The 19,939-nt window shown below is 55.7% G+C and carries 20 protein-coding genes and 2 pseudogenes; 3 read left to right on the forward strand and 19 right to left on the reverse strand.

Features of this window, described 5'->3' with window-relative positions; translation table 11 throughout:
- Nucleotides 1–2 precede the first annotated feature (2 nt).
- The 18 genes and pseudogenes from TR2A62_RS05490 to TR2A62_RS05585 all read right to left on the reverse strand — a co-directional run bounded on the left by TR2A62_RS05490 (nt 3) and on the right by TR2A62_RS05585 (nt 15,377).
- Nucleotides 3–428: a DUF5333 domain-containing protein gene (locus tag TR2A62_RS05490; RefSeq protein WP_009158694.1), complete on the reverse strand. Its 426-nt coding sequence runs from the start codon at nt 426–428 to the stop codon at nt 3–5.
- 110 nt (nt 429–538) lie between these two features.
- Nucleotides 539–1,015, reverse strand: a pseudogene (locus TR2A62_RS05495) (DUF3291 domain-containing protein).
- Entirely contained in the window at nt 1,012–1,200 is a 189-nt protein-coding gene (locus tag TR2A62_RS05500) for a hypothetical protein (protein ID WP_223296156.1), read from the reverse strand. Before TR2A62_RS05500 ends, TR2A62_RS05495 begins: the two are co-directional and overlap by 4 nt.
- A 269-nt stretch (nt 1,201–1,469) precedes the next feature.
- Nucleotides 1,470–2,759, reverse strand: a complete 1,290-nt coding sequence (gene nuoF / locus TR2A62_RS05510) for an NADH-quinone oxidoreductase subunit NuoF (RefSeq protein ID WP_009158583.1) — start codon at nt 2,757–2,759, stop codon at nt 1,470–1,472.
- 17 nt (nt 2,760–2,776) lie between these two features.
- Nucleotides 2,777–2,992 (reverse strand): DUF5337 domain-containing protein, encoded by a 216-nt coding sequence (locus TR2A62_RS05515; RefSeq protein WP_009159817.1) that lies wholly within the window; start codon nt 2,990–2,992, stop codon nt 2,777–2,779.
- A 3-nt stretch (nt 2,993–2,995) separates the two neighbouring features.
- Nucleotides 2,996–3,709: a hypothetical protein gene (locus TR2A62_RS05520; RefSeq protein WP_040821168.1), complete on the reverse strand. Its 714-nt coding sequence runs from the start codon at nt 3,707–3,709 to the stop codon at nt 2,996–2,998.
- 67 nt (nt 3,710–3,776) lie between these two features.
- Nucleotides 3,777–4,472, reverse strand: a complete 696-nt coding sequence (locus tag TR2A62_RS05525) for a methyltransferase domain-containing protein (RefSeq protein WP_009158847.1) — start codon at nt 4,470–4,472, stop codon at nt 3,777–3,779.
- 3 nt (nt 4,473–4,475) lie between these two features.
- The gene (locus TR2A62_RS05530) at nt 4,476–5,576 is read right to left on the reverse strand and encodes an NADH-quinone oxidoreductase subunit E (RefSeq protein WP_009159698.1); all 1,101 of its coding nucleotides are present in this window, start codon (nt 5,574–5,576) and stop codon (nt 4,476–4,478) included.
- Nucleotides 5,577–5,581: 5 nt separating this feature from the next.
- On the reverse strand, nt 5,582–5,944 hold the full coding sequence (locus TR2A62_RS05535; RefSeq protein ID WP_009160261.1) for a hypothetical protein: 363 nt from the start codon (nt 5,942–5,944) through the stop codon (nt 5,582–5,584).
- Nucleotides 5,945–5,999: 55 nt separating this feature from the next.
- On the reverse strand, nt 6,000–7,214 hold the full coding sequence (locus TR2A62_RS05540; RefSeq protein WP_150103565.1) for an NADH-quinone oxidoreductase subunit D: 1,215 nt from the start codon (nt 7,212–7,214) through the stop codon (nt 6,000–6,002).
- Nucleotides 7,215–7,220: 6 nt separating this feature from the next.
- A complete protein-coding gene (locus TR2A62_RS05545; protein ID WP_009158641.1) occupies nt 7,221–8,114 on the reverse strand; it encodes a sulfotransferase in 894 nt (297 codons plus the stop codon).
- Nucleotides 8,115–8,117: 3 nt separating this feature from the next.
- Nucleotides 8,118–8,729: an NADH-quinone oxidoreductase subunit C gene (locus TR2A62_RS05550; RefSeq protein ID WP_009159237.1), complete on the reverse strand. Its 612-nt coding sequence runs from the start codon at nt 8,727–8,729 to the stop codon at nt 8,118–8,120.
- 6 nt (nt 8,730–8,735) lie between these two features.
- Nucleotides 8,736–9,269, reverse strand: coding sequence for an NADH-quinone oxidoreductase subunit B family protein (locus TR2A62_RS05555; RefSeq protein ID WP_009158422.1), 534 nt, complete (start codon nt 9,267–9,269; stop codon nt 8,736–8,738).
- Entirely contained in the window at nt 9,260–9,625 is a 366-nt protein-coding gene (locus TR2A62_RS05560; protein ID WP_009159297.1) for an NADH-quinone oxidoreductase subunit A, read from the reverse strand. Before TR2A62_RS05560 ends, TR2A62_RS05555 begins: the two co-directional genes overlap by 10 nt.
- Nucleotides 9,626–10,024: 399 nt before the next feature.
- Nucleotides 10,025–12,199 (reverse strand): DEAD/DEAH box helicase, encoded by a 2,175-nt coding sequence (locus tag TR2A62_RS05570; RefSeq protein WP_040821178.1) that lies wholly within the window; start codon nt 12,197–12,199, stop codon nt 10,025–10,027.
- Between the two features lie 305 nt (nt 12,200–12,504).
- Nucleotides 12,505–13,343, reverse strand: a pseudogene (locus TR2A62_RS05575) (acyl-CoA dehydrogenase family protein); the annotation flags it as partial.
- 80 nt (nt 13,344–13,423) lie between these two features.
- A complete protein-coding gene (locus tag TR2A62_RS05580) occupies nt 13,424–14,623 on the reverse strand; it encodes a DegT/DnrJ/EryC1/StrS aminotransferase family protein (RefSeq protein WP_009158566.1) in 1,200 nt (399 codons plus the stop codon).
- Between the two features lie 88 nt (nt 14,624–14,711).
- Nucleotides 14,712–15,377, reverse strand: a complete 666-nt coding sequence (locus tag TR2A62_RS05585) for an HAD family hydrolase (protein ID WP_009159155.1) — start codon at nt 15,375–15,377, stop codon at nt 14,712–14,714.
- Nucleotides 15,378–15,513: 136 nt separating this feature from the next.
- On the opposite strand from TR2A62_RS05585, the gene glmU reads away from it, so the two are divergent.
- From glmU to TR2A62_RS05600, 3 genes are read left to right on the forward strand one after another with little or no spacing between them, the layout of a single operon-like run.
- Nucleotides 15,514–16,863: a bifunctional UDP-N-acetylglucosamine diphosphorylase/glucosamine-1-phosphate N-acetyltransferase GlmU gene (gene glmU / locus TR2A62_RS05590; protein ID WP_009160401.1), complete on the forward strand. Its 1,350-nt coding sequence runs from the start codon at nt 15,514–15,516 to the stop codon at nt 16,861–16,863.
- 5 nt (nt 16,864–16,868) lie between these two features.
- Nucleotides 16,869–18,692 carry a glutamine--fructose-6-phosphate transaminase (isomerizing) gene (glmS, locus tag TR2A62_RS05595; RefSeq protein WP_009158385.1) on the forward strand — a complete coding sequence of 608 codons (1,824 nt, stop codon included), beginning with the start codon at nt 16,869–16,871 and terminating at the stop codon, nt 18,690–18,692.
- Entirely contained in the window at nt 18,689–19,381 is a 693-nt protein-coding gene (locus TR2A62_RS05600) for a DNA alkylation repair protein (RefSeq protein WP_009160935.1), read from the forward strand. The genes glmS and TR2A62_RS05600 overlap by 4 nt, the downstream gene beginning before the upstream one ends.
- Here the strand turns inward: TR2A62_RS05600 and TR2A62_RS05605 are convergent.
- Nucleotides 19,378–19,872: a hypothetical protein gene (locus TR2A62_RS05605; RefSeq protein WP_040820272.1), complete on the reverse strand. Its 495-nt coding sequence runs from the start codon at nt 19,870–19,872 to the stop codon at nt 19,378–19,380. The two genes, TR2A62_RS05600 and TR2A62_RS05605, sit on opposite strands and share 4 nt — an antisense overlap.
- Between the last annotated feature and the right edge of the window lie 67 nt (nt 19,873–19,939).

Here is a 19,939-nt window from a genome sequence, read left to right on the forward strand (position 1 = left end):
TCTTATCTGCCCCTTAGCAAGTTGCCGATCGCGCTTTCGGCGGAAATCTCATCGCGTCCTAGTGCACAATAGCTGGCCTCGTCGCCGCTGACCACGCCCCGTTCCGCCAGATAGCTAGCCGCTTCTGCCTTGATCCGGTTTTTCTCAATTTTATCGCTGACAAAGTCATCAATCTCAGTGCTGGAATACCCTTGGGCCTCAGCATAGTTTTCGATGCTACGCAAAAAACTGACAGCACGCATCAACCGCGCATTGATTGATCCACAGTTGTCACGGATCTCGCCAGCAATTGCGACAGACCGCAGGCCTTCGTTCACAACTTCAACTTCGCCTAGTTTCGGCAACGCATGTGCGCCTGTCATAATGACCACGGCGGCCGACGCTAGAACGACGGATTTAATCGTGCGGGTTGGTTTTAACGTATTCATGACTCTCACCTCAGGACTGCCCGTTTTCGAGCGTTTATCTGAGTTATATCAAGGTGTTTTGCCGATGTTATTCAATAACGAGAGCCCAAACCCCTGTTTTTAAGCGGAAATCATTCGATCTCTTTCAGATGGGTATTCAACGTCTTCCAACCAAAGGCCGCGACTGTATCGCCATCTCGTTCCCGCAGCGCCAGCTTTGCCAGCCCTTCTTCCAATGTTGGCTCGTGACCCTCAGGCACCCACCACATTGCTAAATGTTGTTCGCCCAATATCTCGAACCATTAGGCTTTGCGTTCCATGAACTTGGCGTGCAGCGTATCAAACACAAACGTTTTGAGGCTCACCGCATCGCTCCAGACGGTCATGTTAACGATGAACCGTGGATCACCCGCGATCTTCATCTCGGTATTGCCAGTGCCAGGTTCGCCCGACCCTTCTGACATCCAGACAAAACTAGGCATTCGTTTGCCCAAGCCATTGATCCGGTCAAGGTTATTCATGAAATCCGCAACGCGCGGATCATCTACATCCGCCAATAGTCGACCAATGTTGAGTTCAGCGAGATGATGTCCAGCGGGTTGTTTCATCTGTGGCGGCGTTCGCGGCTGGTTGAAACGCCAGAGAATGCTTTGCTAAGGAACGACACGGTCATCAAAACCCCAACAGCGGCCAAGGCCCCCGCCGCCGCATAGGCCCAAGTCGGCGCGATTTGGAACTGCACCGCCTGATAAGTGAACCACGCGGGCAAGCCGCAAATCGCGATAGAGGCCACTGCGGCCAAGAAGCTGAGAAACCCTTACATACATTGCGCCAACTATGGCCCGATCCGTTCTGCGATCACAACCCGTCTCGAATGTCTTCGCTCAGACTATAGGTGCAATTGGACGCTGGAACGTCTGCCCGATCACAGCGTTCCGAGGGCGAAGGTACCGATGCAGCGCATGCGGCCAGCCCCAACGCCGAAAGCACGACAGCCGAAGAAACGAAAAAACGCGCGCCAGAGGCACGCGTTTTAAGGTCTTGCATAGTCATCATTTGCGATCACTCGGCCGCGACACGACCCGAGCGTTTGTGCGCAATGCGATCTTCAATTTCGTCGCGGAAATTGCGGATCAAACCTTGGATCGGCCACGCCGCAGCATCGCCGAGCGCACAGATTGTGTGGCCCTCGACCTGTTTGGTCACATCAAACAGCATGTCGATTTCCTCTGGGTCAGCATCGCCTTTGACCAAACGGTCCATGACGCGCATCATCCAGCCCGTACCTTCACGGCAAGGCGTACATTGGCCACAGCTTTCGTGCTTGTAGAATTTGGACAGACGCCAGATTGCTTTGATGATGTCAGTTGACTGATCCATGACGATCACGGCTGCCGTACCTAGGCCCGAGCCCAGCTCGCCGCGCAGATAGTCAAAGTCCATAATCGCGTCTTTCATGTGCTCGCCGCGCACACATGGCACTGACGATCCACCCGGAATGACGGCCTTGAGATTGTCCCAACCGCCGCGGATGCCACCACAGTGTTTTTCAATCAGCTCTTCAAAGCTGATCGACATCTCTTCTTCGACAACACATGGGTTGTTTACGTGACCCGAAATCGCAAACAGCTTGGTGCCTGCGTTGTTCTGACGTCCAAAGCCCGCAAACCATTCAGGACCGCGGCGCAGAATTGTCGGCACAACAGCAATAGATTCGACGTTGTTCACTGTGGTTGGGCAGCCATAGAGACCCGCCCCCGCAGGGAATGGCGGCTTCATCCGCGGCATACCCTTTTTGCCCTCAAGGCTTTCGAGAAGCGCAGTCTCTTCGCCACAAATATATGCACCCGCACCGTGGTGCAGATAGATATCAAAATCCCAACCAGTTTTCGCAGCGTTCTTGCCGACGAGACCTGCGTCATACGCTTCGTCGATCGCAGCTTGGAGCGCTTCTTTTTCGCGGATGTATTCGCCGCGAATGTAGATGTAGCAGGCGTTTGCATTCATCGCGAATGACGCAATCAAGCAGCCCTCGATCAATGTATGCGGGTCATGGCGCATGATCTCGCGGTCTTTGCATGTACCCGGTTCGGATTCGTCAGCGTTCACCACCAGATACGCAGGGCGGCCATCGCTCTCTTTGGGCATAAACGACCACTTGAGGCCCGTTGGGAAACCCGCGCCGCCGCGACCGCGCAAACCAGATGCCTTCATCTGGTCAATGATCCAGTCGCGACCATTCTTGATGATCTTGGCTGTTCCATCCCAATGCCCACGTTTCTGTGCACCCTTCAAAGAGCGGTCGTGCATGCCGTAGATATTGGTGAAAATGCGGTCTTCGTCCTTGAGCATAACGGGCTCGTCCTTTGTTAGTCCTGGCGCGACCGCCAGATACGATAAGTCATCCATAATGCCCAGCCGAAACCGGCCAAAGCAATGAGGTCAAACAGCGCACGCACCCGAAGGCTTAGCCCCATTTGCCCCCCTATCCATGTCGCCCCGATCCAAAACAGCCCCGTCCCTGCAATCACCACCGCGATGCGGCGTCCAATCCGAGATGTCTCACTGTTTTGTTCGGTTTTCATGGCTTACTTGTAGACTCCACCTTTGGAGACTTTCTTCGAGAACTCAGTCTTGCCACCCTTAGCGAGTGTCTTGGCCTGAGAAACCCAGTTGTCACGGCTTACGCGACCTTTGAAGCCCTCAAGGTTGTCATCAACCCATTCGACTTCTTTCTTGCGCCAGCCAGCGACCTGATCAAAGTGATAGACGCCCATCGAGTTGAGCATACGCTCCATCTTTGCACCAACACCTTTGATCTCTTTGAGATCGTCTGCACCACCTGCACGAGCCTTAGTCAGCATCTCAGGTTTGCCGGTCGCCGATACAGGCTTGCGTGCTGGTGCCTTTGCAGCAGCAGCTTTAGCGGGCGCTTTAGGCTTGGCGGCAGCTTTGGGTTTGGCCGCGGCCTTAGGCTTGGTCGTTGTAGCAGGAGCTGCAGCAACCGCAGCTGGAGTTGCTGCCGATGTTGTCGCCAAAGTAGATGCCGATGCGGCAGCCGAAGTCGAAGAGCCCGACCCAGCATTTGCGCCATCAATGCTGCTAGCGCCCTTTGGGTCAGCAGCAGGTTCGCGCCACCCTAACATCAGCAAGATCGCTACAATCGCGGCGACCAGCAGGCCAATAAAGGCCGCGCCAAGAAACGCATATTCATAAGCTACATAGGCTACGCCCGCAGCCACGACGCCAAACAGGGCCGCAATAGCAATAATGCCTGTGCCCTTTGGTGCTGTATCATTCATCTTCATCACTCTCCGTATGTGACCCAGTTTCGGGTCTTAATGTTTTACCGCGCAAATGCCGGACGACTTAATTGCCGTCTCTAAATCTTGCGACCTTCTTCTTAAACGACTTTACGCGCCGATTATAAGGGATTTTGGCGACATAAGACGCTGCATTTGGCTCGATACGGTGCTCTTCCAACACTTTTAAGGTCTTGGCGCCGTCTTTTGCGAACAAAAGCGTGTTTTGCGTGAACCAATAGAACGCATCGTTATGGCCGGCCATCTTGCGACGTACTGGATCATAAGTGTTGTAGCCATGCTCAGCGAACATCCGAGCCCATGCATCCTGCCAACGCAGATTGATGTGACCAGATCCGCCCTGCCCTGGAATGCCTGCTGAAAAAAGTACCACATCAGACAACGCGCACAACTCGGCCACGAACGCCTCTGACCGCTCTGGGATCAGGTGCTCTGCGACTTCGATGCTGGACGCCATGTCATACCGTTTGTCGGCAGAAAAAGGCGTGTTCAGATCGTGGATCGTGTAATTGTCTTTGTCGATTTCCGGTTTGAGCGGCTCGACCCAATCACCATCAACGCCGTGGACCGAAGCCCCTTTGGCTTCGCAGGCTTTGAGAAAGAACCCTAAGCCGCACCCCAGATCGATGACCGATTTAGGTTGCACGTAATTCCACAGAATGTCCGCCAAATATTCCCCATTCCGCAGCCGCTGATCGCGCTGTTCGTCATGGGCTTCGAACATTTCTGTGTAATCTTTCATGCGTTACCCCTTGGCCAGTTTCTTGGCCTGCTTAATCCACTCGTCACGCTCGATGCGGCCTTTGAACATTAGCCGCTCGTCAACCCAAGACACCTCCTGCTTGGTCCACTTGGCAACCTGATCGAAATGCCAAAAGCCCATTTCGTTGAGCACGCCTTCGAGTTTTGGACCAACACCGCTGATTAGTTTGAGATCATCAGCACCCGACTTGCGCGGGGCGGTCATAGTCCGTGGCTTTTTCTCGGCAGCAGGCTTGGTCGCGGCCTTAGCCGGAGCTTTTGCAGCAGCAGGCTTTTTTGTCGCTGCTGGTTTCGGGGCCTTCGCTGCTGCAGACTTTGCGGCAGCCTTTGGCTTGGTTGCGGCTTTACGCTTGGCTTTTGCCTTTGTCTTGGATGCTCCACCCTGCCACGGCGCCAACAATGGCACCTCGGTCCCGTCGATACGCTGAACGGTATCGCCGATGTCTGTGGCGAGCTGGGCAGACGCATTGTACTGGGTCCTGCCGCTGTCGTATTCCGTCAGACTTGTCAGACCGGACAATGGCTCGGCTGCGAAGCGACCATTCTGCGGACCCGGAGTTGGCACTTTGCCTGCGTCCAGTTCTTCAATGATCTCGACCAAACGCTCAGTGTTCAGGTCTTCGTAATAGTCTTTGCCGATTTGGGCCATTGGTGCGTTCGCACAGGCACCCAAGCATTCGACTTCTTCCCACGAAAACTTGCCATCAGCCGACAAATGATGCGGTTTCGCGGCGATCTTGTCCTGACAGACGCCGATCAGATCCTCTGCACCGCAGATCATGCAAGACAGCGTGCCGCAAATCTGGATGTGTGCGACCGAACCAACGGGCTGCAACTGGAACATGAAATAGAACGATGCGACCTCGAGACCGCGGATGAACGCAAGATCCAGCATGGTCGATACATGCTCGATTGCCGGGCGGGTCAACCAGCCCTCTTGTTCCTGAGCGCGCCACAACAGCGGGATGATCGCGCTGGCCTGACGGCCTTCGGGATATTTCGTGATTTGCGCCTCGGCCCATTTCTGGTTCGCTGGCGTAAAGGCAAAGCTGTCAGGCTGTTCGTGATGAAGACGGCGTAGCATTCGTATTATCCTGTCGTCAGTGCCAAGACCAAAGCGATCCCTGCCACAACAGCAGAGAGCACGCCGGCCCGTACATGTTTCGTCGTATTTAAGTTCGCTCGGGCGTAAACCGACCCGTCATAAAATCCCATGGCCGCAAAACCGGCATAGATATAAGCAATGATCCACGCGTTCATCGTGAACGCCGCACCAATAGCAAAGAACCCCAGCACAGCATAGCGTCCCGCCATAACCGCCGGCAGATGTTCGAGATGGTGGGCCACATCATCCATCGCAATCACTGGATTGGTCGCAAAACGGTAGGCCAGCCAAAACAATGGCAAAGCCCCTAAAAAGGCCGCAATGGCCAACAAGTTGACGATGCTCATGCGTCGCCTCCGTGCGAGCGAACCGCCTGTCCATTATATGCAACCCATTGGTTCATTAGCGGTCAATCTCGCCAAATACGACGTCCATCGTGCCGATGATGGCAGCAACGTCGGCCAGTTGGTGACCTTTGCAGATGTGATCCATCGCTTGCAGGTGCAGGTAACCCGGCGCACGCAGCTTGGCGCGATATGGTTTGTTCGAGCCGTCCGCTTTGAGGTAGACCCCAAATTCGCCTTTTGGAGCTTCAACAGCAACGTAGACTTCGCCCTCGGGGACGTGGAAGCCTTCGGTATAAAGTTTGAAGTGGTGGATGAGCGCTTCCATCGAGGTTTTCATCTCGCCGCGCGTCGGTGGGGTCATCTTGCCCCGCGCCATGACGTCACCCTTTTCTACCCGCAGCTTGGCAACCGCTTGGTGGATGATCTTAACGCTTTCACGCATTTCCTGCATGCGACACAGATACCGGTCATAGCAGTCACCGTTCACACCCACTGGGATCTGAAAGTCAAACTCGTCATAGCATTCGTAAGGCTGCGAACGGCGCAGGTCCCAAGCGAGACCAGAACCGCGCGCCATGACGCCGGAAAAGCCCCAGTCGAGGATTTCTTGCTCGGACACGACGCCAATATCAGCATTTCGCTGTTTGAAAATACGGTTTTCAGTCAGCAAGCCGTCGATGTCTGCGAGAACCTTTGGGAACTCAGTGGCCCATGAGTCGATTTCTTCGATCAGATCATCAGGCAGGTCCTGATGCACGCCACCAGGACGGAAATACGCCGCGTGCAGACGTGCGCCACAGGCACGTTCGTAAAACACCATCAGCTTTTCGCGCTCTTCAAAACCCCAGAGCGGTGGCGTCAGCGCGCCAACATCCATCGCCTGTGTCGTGACGTTCAGCAAGTGGTTCAACACGCGGCCAATTTCAGAATAGAGAACGCGGATCAACGACGCGCGGCGTGGCACTTCGGTTCCGGTCAGCTTCTCGATCGCCAAACACCAAGCGTGCTCTTGGTTCATCGGAGCGACGTAGTCCAGACGGTCGAAATACGGCAGGTTTTGCAGATAGGTCCGGCTCTCCATCAGCTTTTCTGTGCCGCGGTGAAGCAGGCCGATGTGCGGGTCACACCGTTCAACAATCTCGCCGTCCAGCTCGAGCACGAGACGCAAAACGCCGTGTGCCGCAGGGTGCTGCGGGCCAAAGTTGATGTTGAAGTTGCGGATCTGCTGCTCGCCAGTCAGCGCATCCTCGAACCCTTTGGTGCCGTCCATCATAGTCTAAACCCTCGCAAGGTTGTTCTGCCAAGCTTCTGGCAGAGGGCCCACATTCTGGGCCGCCCATTCGTATTGATGTTCCAAGAACCGCGCTGTTTGACTGCGCTGTTCATCGTCTAGTGAAATCTTGATGCCTTCGTGGACCCGTTCTTGGGTTTCGGCCGCTTGCATCGGCAAACCTAGAAACGCGCAAAGCCGTTTTAGCCCCGCCTCGGTCAACAGGTTCTCTGCGTATTCAACAAGCAGCTTGCCCGGTGGCAGTGCCGCGCGCAGCCTTTGGACCGTACCGCGGTAGTCCCCTCTTGCGGGGATATGCGTCTCTTGGCCCTTGTTCACGGTGCGGTTCAAAATACGACCCGCTTTGATTTCGACCTCTTCGCCTGGTTGCAAGAACCGTTTGGCCTGCATCCGTACATGGCTCCAAAGACGCTCAACCGGATCACGCATCAAAAATACAAACCGCGTGTTCGGGCTCGCCTGTTCCATTTGGCGGTACATGTTTTCGTCCAGCAGCGAATAGCCAGGTGTCATGTCACCAACTAACCGCTGGCCGTCGATCCCACTGTGCAAATAGTCGATATAGGCCGCATCACGATCGCGCACGCCACCGATCACGCGGATCAGTTCGTCCATATCTGCGATGCGGCGATCCATATTGCGGACTTTCCACCCTTTTTTGGCTTGCTCTGCTTCAACACGTGTTTTCACGAACCGATCGCGCCCCGTTAGAAATTGCTGCAGCTGCTTGTCGCGAGCATCGGCCTCAAAAGTATCAAAGTAGTGCAGCTCTTTGACGGACCGAAAATGGCAATCATCGCGGCCATGCAAATAGCGATACAACCAAGACGTTCCCGCCTTGGTCGCACCGACACAATACATGACCACAGGCTCGCCCATGCGTCAGCCCTTCGCTTCTTCCACCTTGTCATCGCCGGGCAGGATATATTCAGCCCCTTCCCACGGTGACATGAAATCAAACTGGCGATATTCCTGAACCAGGCTCACTGGTTCATAGACAACGCGCTTTTCAGCCTCGTCGTAACGCACTTCGGTGTAGCCGGTTGTCGGGAAATCCTTGCGCAACGGATATCCACGGAAACCATAATCCGTCAGGATGCGGCGCAGATCGGGGTGGCCCGAAAACAGAATGCCGAACATGTCAAACACTTCACGCTCGAACCAGTTGGCCGCCGGATAGACGTCGATGATCGACGGAACCATGTCCTCTTCTCGGATTTGAACCCGGATGCGTATACGGTGGTTCTGGTACATGCTGAGCATGTGATAGACGACATCGAACCGTTTGGCGCGGCTGGGATAGTCCACTGCAGTAATATCAACCAATGTCGATAACTTGCAGGTCGCATCGCTCTTGAGGAACTCAACGAAGTCCACAAGGTTCGAGACCGAGACTGTCACGTTCAGTTCCCCATAGGACACTTCGTGAGACAGCACACAGTCGGGACGTTTTGCGACAATATGCGCGCCAAGGTCATTCATTTCTTGCGACATCTCAGATCACCTTACCAATGTGCCAGTGCGCCGCATTTTGCGTTGCAACTGCAAAATACCATAAAGCAGCGCCTCAGCTGTCGGAGGACAGCCCGGCACGTAGACGTCGACAGGCACGATACGATCACACCCACGAACAACGCTGTAAGAATAGTGGTAGTAGCCGCCACCGTTTGCGCAGGACCCCATCGAGATCACATAGCGTGGTTCGGGCATCTGGTCGTACACCTTGCGCAACGCTGGTGCCATTTTGTTGGTCAACGTCCCTGCAACAATCATCAGATCCGACTGGCGTGGGGATGCCCGTGGCGCCGTGCCAAATCGCTCTAGGTCATAACGCGGCATAGACGTGTGCATCATCTCGACCGCACAACAGGCCAGGCCAAATGTCATCCAGTGCAGCGAACCGGTCCGCGCCCAGTTGATGATGTCCTCGGTCGAGGTCAGCAAAAACCCTTTGTCTTGCAATTCACGGTTCAGCTCTTGGGTCGCGACTTCGCGATCTCCACCGGCTGTATTTGCGCCTGTCATCACTCCCATTCGAGAGCTCCTTTTTTCCACTCATAGGCAAAGCCGATCGTCAGCACGCCTAAGAAAACCATCATCGACCAGAACCCAACCATGCTGATCTCTTTGAACGCCACCGCCCAAGGGAACAAAAACGCGACCTCGAGGTCGAAGATGATGAACAAGATCGAAACAAGATAGAAGCGTACGTCGAACTTCATCCGCGCATCATCGAAAGCGTTAAATCCACACTCGTAGGCGCTGACCTTTTCTGGGTCGGGGTTACGAACAGCAACCACCGCAGCCGCAGCAATCAAGATCAAACCCAGCGCAATCGCGAGGCCCAAAAAGACAATAATTGGCAAATATTCGGCTAAGAGGGCTTCCATGACCGCGCTCCTTATGTCGCGAGGGTCGCATCACGACATCCCGCATCTAATGTTGGCTGCCTGTTACCTACCCCCGCATATGGTCAGGGTCAACGCCCCGCGACACCCAACCACAGGGATTCTGACAAGGTTTTTAGCCGTTGTTTGGTGCAAAACACGGCTGATTGTGGGGAGTAACGCGATTGGCAAATCTGCGCGCTACAATGCCGCGGCGATGCATGGTCCGCGAATGCATCAACGAAGCCCACGCGACCGCCCTGTCGGGGACCAACACAAAGCGTTGTTTAGCGTGCAGCGTGATTTCCAAAATGAGGTCGGGTGTTGCCGCTCTGGCCAAACAAAAACATCCCGCAGCTGGCACCAGCGGCGGGATGTCTTTTTGATCATAAGAACGCGATCTTAGCCCTTACGACGCGGTGTCGCGTTAGGGCCTTTGGCTTTGCGCAACTTTGGCTTCCCCCCGGGCTTGCCCGGAGGAGTAAAGCGTTTGCTTGTGTCTGCGGCCTTCACCGAGCGCGGCTTGGTTGGCGACTCGGTGTTGCGAGACTTGCTGCGCCCGGGCTTTCCGTTCGGGCTATCAAAGCTTGGCTTGCCCTCTGGTTTACCCTTGCCACCCTTTGGTTTGTCGAACTTTGGCTTTCCACCTTTGGGCTTGTCAAAATTCGGCTTGCCACCTTTGGGTTTGTCGAACTTGGGCTTGTCTTTCTTTGGACCGTCAGACTTTGGCCAAACCTTCTTGGGCTTGGCCTCATAGTTGTCGACACCCTCGTTTACATATGCCTTTGGCTTGGGTACTGCGCCCTTTGGTTTAGGAGTACGGTCGGTTTTTTGACGTTCCTTGCGCGGTGCACTGTCATAGTCGTCACGCGGCGGCCGTGGTCCACGACGTGCATCTGAGTCTGGTCCGGATTTGCGGTGCGGCTTGCCACCCTTGCGGTCATCGCGGGGTTTACCCTCGAACCGTGGTGGACGCGCGAGCTTAGAGGCGTCAGGTGCTGTCGCAAGCTCTGTAACTTCGACACCCTTTTCCAGCTCCATCGCATCGCCCAACGCAGATTTGAAGCCTGGCGCGCTGGTCTCTTTTAGCTCGACAAAGGTCTCGGCATCTTGAACGCGGATCGCACCGATGTCGTCTTTCGAAATATCGCCAGCACGGCACAGCATGGGCAGAATCCAGCGAGCTTCCGCCTTGTCCTTGCGGCCAATTCCTACGCGGAACCATTTGGACGGACCAAATGGAGCACGCTCTTTGCGTTCGCGCGATGCCGGTGCCGAGCCTGGATCAGCCAAATCCTCAGGCGCAGACTGGCGTGCACGATAGAGACGCAAATACGACGCAGCAATTTGCTCGGGTGAATACATCTCGGTCAGCTTTGTAGCAAAGACGGCTTCGTCTTTGGTTGTTTCTGCTTTCCATACATCGTCAGCCAGCAGACGCTCTTCGTCACGGCGCAAGACGTCATCTGCAGAAGGTGGTACGTCCCACTCAGCTTTGACCTTGGCCCAACCCAGCAAACGTTCGGCCTTTTTCGACCAACGCTGTGGCACGATCAGTGCCGAGACACCTTTGCGCCCTGCCCGTCCGGTGCGACCAGAACGGTGCAGCAAAGTCTCAGCATTTGACGGCAGTTCGGCATGAACGACCAATTCCAGCTTTGGCAAATCGATACCACGCGCGGCGACATCTGTGGCTACGCACACCCTTGCACGGCCATCCCTCATCGCCTGCAACGCATGGGTTCGCTCTGCTTGGGTTAGCTCACCCGACAAGGCAACAACCTGAAACCCGCGATTGGCGAAACGCGATGTCAGACGGTTGACGACCGCGCGCGTGTTACAAAACACCAACGCATTCGCCGCCTCATAGTAACGCAACACATTGATGATCGCGTTTTCCGGATCATTCCCCGCAACGCGCAATGCACGATATTCAATGTCAGCATGCTGTTCGCGTTCGGCCACGGTCGACACGCGTACCGCATCGTCCTTTTGATAGGCCTTGGCCAGACCGACAATTCCACGCGGAACAGTCGCCGAGAACAACAACGTCTGACGTTCTTCAGGCGCTTCGCCCAAAATGTATTCGAGATCTTCGCGGAACCCGAGGTCCAGCATTTCGTCCGCCTCATCCAGCACGACAGACCGGATCGCAGACATATCAAGAGAGCCGCGCATGATGTGGTCGCGCAAACGCCCCGGTGTGGCGACAACAATGTGTGTACCGCGCTCTAGCGAACGGCGTTCTTGGCGGGCATCCATACCACCAACGGCGGATGTCACAATGACACCTGCAGGGCGGTAGAGCCACTCTAGCTCGCGCTTCACCTGCATCGCCAATTCACGCGTTGGCGCGATGCACAGGGCCAGCGGCGACGCTGCACGTTCAAAGTTGCCATCTTCTTCTAGGATGACCGGCGCGATCGCCAGACCAAAGCCCACCGTTTTGCCCGATCCAGTTTGCGCCGACACCAGCATGTCGCGCCCGATCAATTCGGGTTTCGAAACCTCTGTCTGTACAGGGGTCAAAGTCGAATAGCCTTGCGCTTCGAGTGCGGCGGCAATGGTAGAAATCATGTAAGCCTCGGGGTTTTGCATCAGGTGCAATGACACCCGTTCGTGGCCTCTTACGGCGTAATCTGCCCCGTGTATAGGGTGTGTGACCCCTCGCGTGCTGCAATGCAGCTATGCGTGGCGCATTATTTCATGGCCCATGGCGGCGGTACCTTGGCAAAGAACGCCGACAGCCCCTGTTCAACCTCGGGGTCACCCCAGCGCGCGACCAATGCATCAATGGTCGCCTCGATCTGATCCGAGGTAATCGATGGGCCCAAATCGCGAGCCATCACCTTGGCCGCGGCAACGGCCCCCGGTGCGCACAATAGATAAGGTGCAATCTCGACCTCGACCGCGGCGTTTAGGGCGTCTGCATCAACAGCCTCTACAATGATCCCTAGGCCAATGCCTGCCAACACCACACGTTCATAGTCTAGCCCTGACATCAGAACGGCGACGCCGCGCCCCTCTTCGCCCAGAACACATTCAAACGGGACCGCCACATCATCAAATATCAGCTCTGCCGTATTCAAGCCACGCATCCCAAGTTTGTCAAAATGGTGCGATGTCGAAAACCCGTCCATGTCTCGGTCAATCAAAAATGCGGTGATCCCTTTTGATCCTGCTGCCGGATCTTTTTTTGCATAAACGACCAAGGTCTGAGCCTCGGCCCCGTTTGTGATCCAAAACTTGTTCCCGTTCAGGACATAGTGGCTGTTGCGACGTTCAGCGGCGAGGGTCATCGACACCACATCTGATCCGGCGCCAGCCTCGCTCATCGCGAGCGCGCCCACATGTGCGCCTGAAACAAGCGATGGCAGCAGGCTCTGCTTTTGCTCTTCGGTGCCGTTCAATTTGATTTGGTTCACGCAAAGGTTGGAATGCGCCCCATAAGACAATGCAACACTGGCACTGGCCCACGCGATTTCCTCAACAGCGACAGTATGGGCAAGGTAGCTCATTCCTGATCCGCCGTACGCGGGGTCAATCGTGACGCCGAGCAGTCCAAGGTCACCCATTTCGCGCCAGATCTCGTGTGGGAACAGGTTGTCACGATCCACATCGCCCGCGATGGGTTTGAGACGGTCCTGCGGCCAGCGGTGCACCATTGTTCGCAACGCGTTGGCGTCTTCGCCAGATCAAATTCCATCGATGTCAGAAACATCATCGACCCTTTTATTGAACATTTGTTCAAATAATAGAGCGGACCCAAGCGCGAGGTCAATGATTCCCAATCAACCGGCGTTACTTGGCTTGTGACTGATAGACGATTTCGACTTCGGCCCGAATGATCCGCGCGATCTGGGCGCAGTCTTCTAGGCTAAACGTAAGCGGCAGACGCATATCCATGATCCCGCTCAGAATACGGTCGCTTTCTGGCATAGGCTCGGGTGCTGCATATCGCCAGTGGCTATAGCGCGAGGTAAAGGCAGCAGGATCAGGCGCGCCAAACCATTTCAATTCAACGCCGCGGGCGAGACACCGCGCAACCACGTCACGGATCGCATCATCTGACCAATCCAACAGCAAGAATTGATAGGACGATGCGACAAAGCTCTCTTTGGTGTCGCGGGGGATCACCGTCATGCCAGTAGCGCCAGCCAACCCATCGTCCAAAACCCCGTAGCGGTCGTTCCAACGCTGTACTTGGGCAGGTAAATCAGCCAACTGAGGGCGCAAGATCGCCGCGCGCAGGTTGTCCATGCGCCCCGAGACATTTGGCATCTCGTATCGCAACGTCTCAAAATGCTCGGGCGCAGGCGCCGCATCGTGCCGATCGTACAGCATATAACTGCCTGACATCAGGACAGCGCGGGCCATCAGGTCAGGATCATCCGAGATCAGAAGCCCGCCCTCGCCCGAATTGATATGCTTATAGGTTTGTGTCGAAAAACACCCCATCGCCCCATGACGGCCGCTGGGAACACCGTTCCACGCAGCGCCCATTGTGTGGGCGCAATCCTCAATCACGATAACACCAGCGGCGTCACACATCGCCACTAGACGATCCATATCACAGATGTGCCCGCGCATGTGCGAGAGCATCAAAACCCGCGCCAGCGGCAGTTTTGCCTCGAGATCATCCAGGTCGATCAACAAATCCTCGGTCACGCCAACAAAGATCGGACGCGCGCCAACGCTTTTGATCGCGCCCGGCACGGGTGCCAGTGTAAACGTGTTGGTCAATACAGTATCGCCCGGCAAGACATCGCAGGCACGCAAGGCACAGCCCATCGCATAGCCGCCCGACGCCACAGCCAACGCGTAATTCGCACCCGTGGCCTTAGCAAACTCGACCTCGAGCAAAGCCGCCTCAGAGGTTTCGCCCTCGACCACATTATAGCGGTGCAATCGACCGTGCAACATCACAGCCATGGCCGCATCAATCCCAGCTTGGGGGATCGGTTCTTGTTGGGTGAAACTACCGGTAAAAATCTCTGTCATGCACTGACTATTGGACGTGGCCCTCGCCCCCGTCAATCGCGCAAAATCTCTTTGGAAAAACCGAAGGCATGTTTGGGTTATTCGCAGATCACAGTTTTAGGGCTTCAACCACGTCGAAGAGTTCGTCGAAATGATCAATCGTGGCTTCTGGCGCAAGATCGGCAACCGTGTGGGCGTTGGGCCCAAAGGTCACAAGGATTGCAGGACGCCCTGCATCCTTTGCAGCATTCCGATCTGTCGCCGTGTCGCCAACCAAACAACATCGTGCCGGATCCCCACCCGCCTGCACAACAGTTTCTGTCAGATGACGCCCGTCTGGTTTGCGTATATCCAAGCTGTCGGCCCCCAAAAGAGCCGCAAATTCATCACGGAAATTGAGCGAGGTCATAAGTTTTTCGGCCAAGCCCACCGGTTTGTTCGTACAAATCGCAACAACATAGCCCGCATCCTGCAATCGCAAGATCGCCTCGCGGGTTCCAGGGTAGAGAACCGAATGAACGTCGATATTGGCATCATAGAACGCCAAGAGCCGTGGATACTGGCGATCAATCTCGGCCTCGTCATAGTCCCGCCCCATCCGGTCAAAGCCAGCCTTGAGCATGGCGCGCCCACCACGGTGTGCGATCCCGTCATCTGGCCCCGGGACCAGCAGATCGCCCAGACCTAAATCGCGGAAACAAGCATTTGCCGCCGCCAAAAGGTCACCACTGGTGTCCGCAAGCGTCCCATCAAGATCAAAAACCACTGTCCGCATCTTGTACCCCCTCGGCGGTTTCCCGCCACGTTCTGTCATGTTCTGACACTCAAATTGAAACGCTTTACCCTTGCGACAAGGTCACAAGCCGTTAGAAGCACGTAAATCACGAGGACCAAAATGCAAAGGGTACAATATGGCAACGGCGCTGATCATTTTAGCAGCTGGTATGGGCACCCGAATGGCATCTGACATGCCCAAAGTCCTGCATCAGGTCGCTGGTGCCCCTCTTTTGGTACACGCAATGATGTCGGGCGCAGCCCTGTCACCTGAACACACAGTCATCGTGACCGGCCACGGTGCAGAACGGGTCGGCCCTATCGCCACCGCGTTTGACGAGGCCGCAGAGGTCGTCATCCAAGAAGACCGGCTCGGCACAGCTCATGCGGTCGCACAGGCCAAAAATGCGCTAGCCGGGTTTTCCGGTGACGCGATCGTTCTTTACGGTGATACGCCCTTTATCCGCCCAGAAACGCTTGAGGCGATGATAGAAGCCCGCAGCGACCATGCTGTCGTGGTCCTAGGTTTTGATGCCGCCGACCCTGCGCGTTATGGCCGTCTGGTGACCAAGGGTGATACCCTAGAGCGGATCGTTGAATTCAAAGACGCGACCGAAGCCGAGCGCGCGATCACCCTGTGCAACAGCGGTGTTATCTGCGCCGATGCGGAAACCCTGTTCGATCTGATTGATGCGGTGGGCAACGACAACGCCTCGGGCGAATACTATTTGACCGACATTGTCGGCCTTGCCCGAGACCGCGGGTTGTCTGCCAGCGTCGTGCGCTGCGATGAAAATGAGACGATGGGCGTGAACAGCCGTATCGATCTTGCTGTGGCCGAGGCTGCATTCCAAACCCGCGCCCGGACCGAGCTGTTGACACTCGGCGTTACTATGACCGCGCCAGAAACCGTATTTCTAAGCCATGACACAGTCATCGGCCGTGACACAATCATCGAGCCTAATGTCGTCTTTGGTCCTGGGGTCACAGTTGAATCCGAGACAACCCTTCGTGCGTTTTCACACCTTGAAGGCTGCCATGTTTCGCGCGGCAGCATCGTTGGCCCATACGCCCGCCTACGTCCGGGTACAGAGTTGGCCGAAAACACTAAGATCGGCAACTTTGTCGAGACGAAAAACGCCATCATCGCCGAAGGGGCCAAGGTCAATCACCTGTCCTATGTCGGCGACGCCGATGTTGGCGCACATGCAAACATCGGCGCTGGCACAGTGACATGTAACTATGACGGCGTGTTCAAGCATAAGACGACCATCGGTGCAGGCGCCTTTATTGGCTCAAACACCATGCTGGTGGCACCGGTTACTGTCGGCGCAGAAGCCATGACAGCAAGCGGCTCGGTCATTACCACCGACGTAGAAGACGGCGCATTGGCCGTCGGACGTGGTAAACAGACAAATAAATCGGGCCTCGCCCGCAAAATGTTCGAAAAGTTAAAGTCCAAGCGGGCTAAATTGGGTAAAGGGTAGTCAAAATGTGCGGAATTGTAGGGGTGCTTGGTAACCATGAAGCAGCGCCAATCCTAGTTGAAGCGCTGAAACGGCTGGAATACCGCGGTTATGACAGCGCAGGCATCGCCACTGTCAAAGAAGGCGCGCTGGACCGCCGCCGTGCGGTCGGTAAGCTGGTGAACCTATCCGACGTATTGGTGCATAACCCCCTCGCGGGCAAAGCAGGCATTGGTCACACACGCTGGGCCACTCATGGTGCCCCGAATGTTGGCAATGCACACCCTCACCGCGCGACTGATGTGGCCGTCGTTCACAATGGAATTATTGAGAATTTCCGCGAATTGCGTGAATTTCTGACAGAAAACGGCATTGGCTACGTCACAGACACCGATACAGAAACCGTTGCGTTGCTGTGCCAATACTACCTCGACCAAGGCAACAGTCCCCGCGACGCTGCAGAACAGACGATCGCACGCATCGATGGCGCCTATGCCCTGTGTTTCTTGTTCCAAGGCCAAGCAGACCTGCTTATTGCTGCCCGCAAAGGTTCGCCTTTGGCAATCGGACATGGCGAAGGCGAAATGTTTGTTGGCTCTGACGCTATCGCATTGGCCCCTATGACCGATCAAATCACCTATCTCGAAGAAGGTGACTGGGCTGTCATCACGCGTAACTCGTTAGAAATACGCGATATAAACGGGGCGATCGCCAGCCGTGCGGTGACCAAGACGAACATCGACGCCGCAATGATCGATAAAGGTGGGCACAAACACTTTATGGCCAAAGAGATCGCCGAACAGCCAACTGTGCTGTCCGAAGCGGTCGGTCATTACGTTGCCGCTGAGGGTGCCGAGATCAATTTGCCCGGTGCCGGGATCGATTTCACCAAGTTTGACCGTATCATTATGGTTGCTTGCGGCACCGCGAACCTCGCCTGTTTGACGGCCAAGTACTGGTTCGAGCAAATCACCCGTATGCCTGTCGAAGTCGACGTCGCATCCGAGTTTCGCTACCGTGAACCCCCGATCCCTAGCCGGACTGCGGCGCTGTTTGTCAGCCAATCCGGCGAGACTGCTGATACCCTCGCCGCTTTGCGTTATTGCACGGGTAAGGCTGAAACCATCCTTTCAATCGTAAACGTCTCGACCAGCTCGATTGCTCGTGAAAGCGACCTCGCTTTGCCGATCTACGCCGGTGCGGAGATCGGCGTGGCCTCGACCAAAGCATTCACTTGTCAGTTGACTGTTCTGGCGCTCTTGGCTCTCGAAGCCGCCCACCAACGTGGCGAGCTATCAACGGACGAACTCGTGAAAAAGCTTGATCAGGTGCGGCTGATGCCGGGCCTTGTGAACCAAGCTATGTCCATTGCAGACGCATCCGAGACTGTGGCTCGCGGCTTGGCCGAGGCCCAAGACGTGCTGTTTTTGGGTCGTGGCGCGATGTTCCCTCTTGCCCTCGAAGGTGCATTGAAATTAAAGGAAATCAGCTATATACACGCCGAAGGTTATGCATCAGGTGAACTTAAGCACGGACCAATCGCATTGGTTGACGACCGCGTGCCAATTGTTGTGCTCGCGCCTCGGGATAGCTTGTTTGAAAAGACCGTCTCTAACATGCAAGAAGTCATGGCGCGTGGCGGCAAGGTTCTGTTGATCACCGACGCTGAGGGCGCACGCATCGCCAGTGACGGCGTCTGGGATACGATAGTCATGCCCGACATCGCTGACTTTTTGGCCCCGATCCTCTATGCGGTTCCGGCGCAAATGCTCGCGTATCACACGGCCGTCGCGAAGGGCACAGATGTTGACCAACCCCGCAACCTTGCAAAATCAGTGACCGTAGAATGACCCCTGAAGCCGCACTAAACGAGATGCGTCAGGCCGCTGATCCGGTCAAAGCACTGGGTATGCAGGGCTACCACAAAATCGACCGTCCCTACTTGGGTTTGGCCAATCCCGACATCGATGCCTTTGTGAAAACATGGCGCGCGGCGCTGTCTCTGCATGACCGTTTGGCGTTGGCTTCTGGCCTGTGGGAGAGCAACATTCACGAGGGTATGGTCGCCGCGTCTAAGCTGCTGACCCAAGCGCGTATTCGCCCCGATGACACCGCTGCATGGGAGCTGACCAAATCTTGGGTTCCCAGCTTTGACGCATGGGCAATCGCCGATCACGCCTGCATTGCAGGGCAAAAGCGTCTGGTCTGGCAGCCTGAACGAGTGAACGAAATCGAAGATTGGGTCACATCAGAGCATATGTGGACCCGCCGTGCTGTTTTGGTCATGACACTGCCATGGACCAAGCAGAACCACCCCAAGCCCGAAGACGAGGCCATTCGCGACCGCGTACTCGGCTGGGCAGCGACCTACGTGGCTGATCCAGATTGGTTCATGCAAAAGGCAGTGGCATGGTGGCTGCGCGAACTGTCAAAGCATGACACGCCCCGCGTCCAAGCATTTCTCGACGCCCACAGCGATGTCATGAAACCATTTGCTGTCAAAGAGGCTGCTCGCAAGCTCCCCGATAACTCGGGTTAATTCTTGTAAACAATAACTTCAGGAAGCCCGGTCAACGGCGCCTCGAGCAATCGCATGGCCGGCAATGACAATTGACTGCCTGATCCCGCCTCGCCGCCCGAGGGGCGCAATTCGGCATTCACAGACTTGCCGTTAGCAGGGTACTCAACCCGTCCCATCGCAAGCTCGGTCACAAATGGTGTCTTTAGCCAGAACCCCGGATCTGCGGGTGATCCAAGGGACGCAATTGTGCTTCCTAATCTTGTTTCCCCTGCGAGTTCAGCCTCAGCGCGATCTTCGGCTGTCGTCGTATCGAACTGTTCTACTGTACGCGCGGTCGGCGGTGGAGGCGGCGCTGGCGTGGTGTCCAATGTCGCAGGGCAGGCCAAAGGACGCACCAAATTGGGATCGGCACTCACTCCAGCAGTTTCATTGACTGATGGACCGACACTTAAACCGTTGACACATCCTGATAAAATCAGGCCCGACACTGCAGGAACAATATACTTCATGCCTCTGAGATAAGGCGTGGAATGAACACTTGCAACACATCGAATCGACCTTGCGCAATCCCCTGCT

The organism is Thalassobium sp. R2A62 (assembly GCF_000161835.1).
Classification (GTDB): Bacteria; Pseudomonadota; Alphaproteobacteria; order Rhodobacterales; family Rhodobacteraceae; genus Thalassobium.

Bases quoted from the DNA above. Each gene is read 5' to 3' on its own strand.
- TR2A62_RS05490 (WP_009158694.1), bottom strand. From the start codon at position 428: ATGAATACGTTAAAACCAACCCGCACGATTAAATCCGTCGTTCTAGCG.
- nuoF (WP_009158583.1), bottom strand. From the start codon at position 2,759: ATGCTCAAGGACGAAGACCGCATTTTCACCAATATCTACGGCATGCAC.
- TR2A62_RS05515 (WP_009159817.1), bottom strand. From the start codon at position 2,992: ATGAAAACCGAACAAAACAGTGAGACATCTCGGATTGGACGCCGCATC.
- TR2A62_RS05520 (WP_040821168.1), bottom strand. From the start codon at position 3,709: ATGAATGATACAGCACCAAAGGGCACAGGCATTATTGCTATTGCGGCC.
- TR2A62_RS05525 (WP_009158847.1), bottom strand. From the start codon at position 4,472: ATGAAAGATTACACAGAAATGTTCGAAGCCCATGACGAACAGCGCGAT.
- TR2A62_RS05530 (WP_009159698.1), bottom strand. From the start codon at position 5,576: ATGCTACGCCGTCTTCATCACGAACAGCCTGACAGCTTTGCCTTTACG.
- TR2A62_RS05535 (WP_009160261.1), bottom strand. From the start codon at position 5,944: ATGAGCATCGTCAACTTGTTGGCCATTGCGGCCTTTTTAGGGGCTTTG.
- TR2A62_RS05540 (WP_150103565.1), bottom strand. From the start codon at position 7,214: ATGGACGGCACCAAAGGGTTCGAGGATGCGCTGACTGGCGAGCAGCAG.
- TR2A62_RS05545 (WP_009158641.1), bottom strand. From the start codon at position 8,114: ATGGGCGAGCCTGTGGTCATGTATTGTGTCGGTGCGACCAAGGCGGGA.
- TR2A62_RS05550 (WP_009159237.1), bottom strand. From the start codon at position 8,729: ATGTCGCAAGAAATGAATGACCTTGGCGCGCATATTGTCGCAAAACGT.
- TR2A62_RS05555 (WP_009158422.1), bottom strand. From the start codon at position 9,269: ATGGGAGTGATGACAGGCGCAAATACAGCCGGTGGAGATCGCGAAGTC.
- TR2A62_RS05560 (WP_009159297.1), bottom strand. From the start codon at position 9,625: ATGGAAGCCCTCTTAGCCGAATATTTGCCAATTATTGTCTTTTTGGGC.
- TR2A62_RS05570 (WP_040821178.1), bottom strand. From the start codon at position 12,199: ATGATTTCTACCATTGCCGCCGCACTCGAAGCGCAAGGCTATTCGACT.
- TR2A62_RS05580 (WP_009158566.1), bottom strand. From the start codon at position 14,623: ATGACAGAGATTTTTACCGGTAGTTTCACCCAACAAGAACCGATCCCC.
- TR2A62_RS05585 (WP_009159155.1), bottom strand. From the start codon at position 15,377: ATGCGGACAGTGGTTTTTGATCTTGATGGGACGCTTGCGGACACCAGT.
- glmU (WP_009160401.1), top strand. From the start codon at position 15,514: ATGGCAACGGCGCTGATCATTTTAGCAGCTGGTATGGGCACCCGAATG.
- glmS (WP_009158385.1), top strand. From the start codon at position 16,869: ATGTGCGGAATTGTAGGGGTGCTTGGTAACCATGAAGCAGCGCCAATC.
- TR2A62_RS05600 (WP_009160935.1), top strand. From the start codon at position 18,689: ATGACCCCTGAAGCCGCACTAAACGAGATGCGTCAGGCCGCTGATCCG.
- TR2A62_RS05605 (WP_040820272.1), bottom strand. From the start codon at position 19,872: ATGAAGTATATTGTTCCTGCAGTGTCGGGCCTGATTTTATCAGGATGT.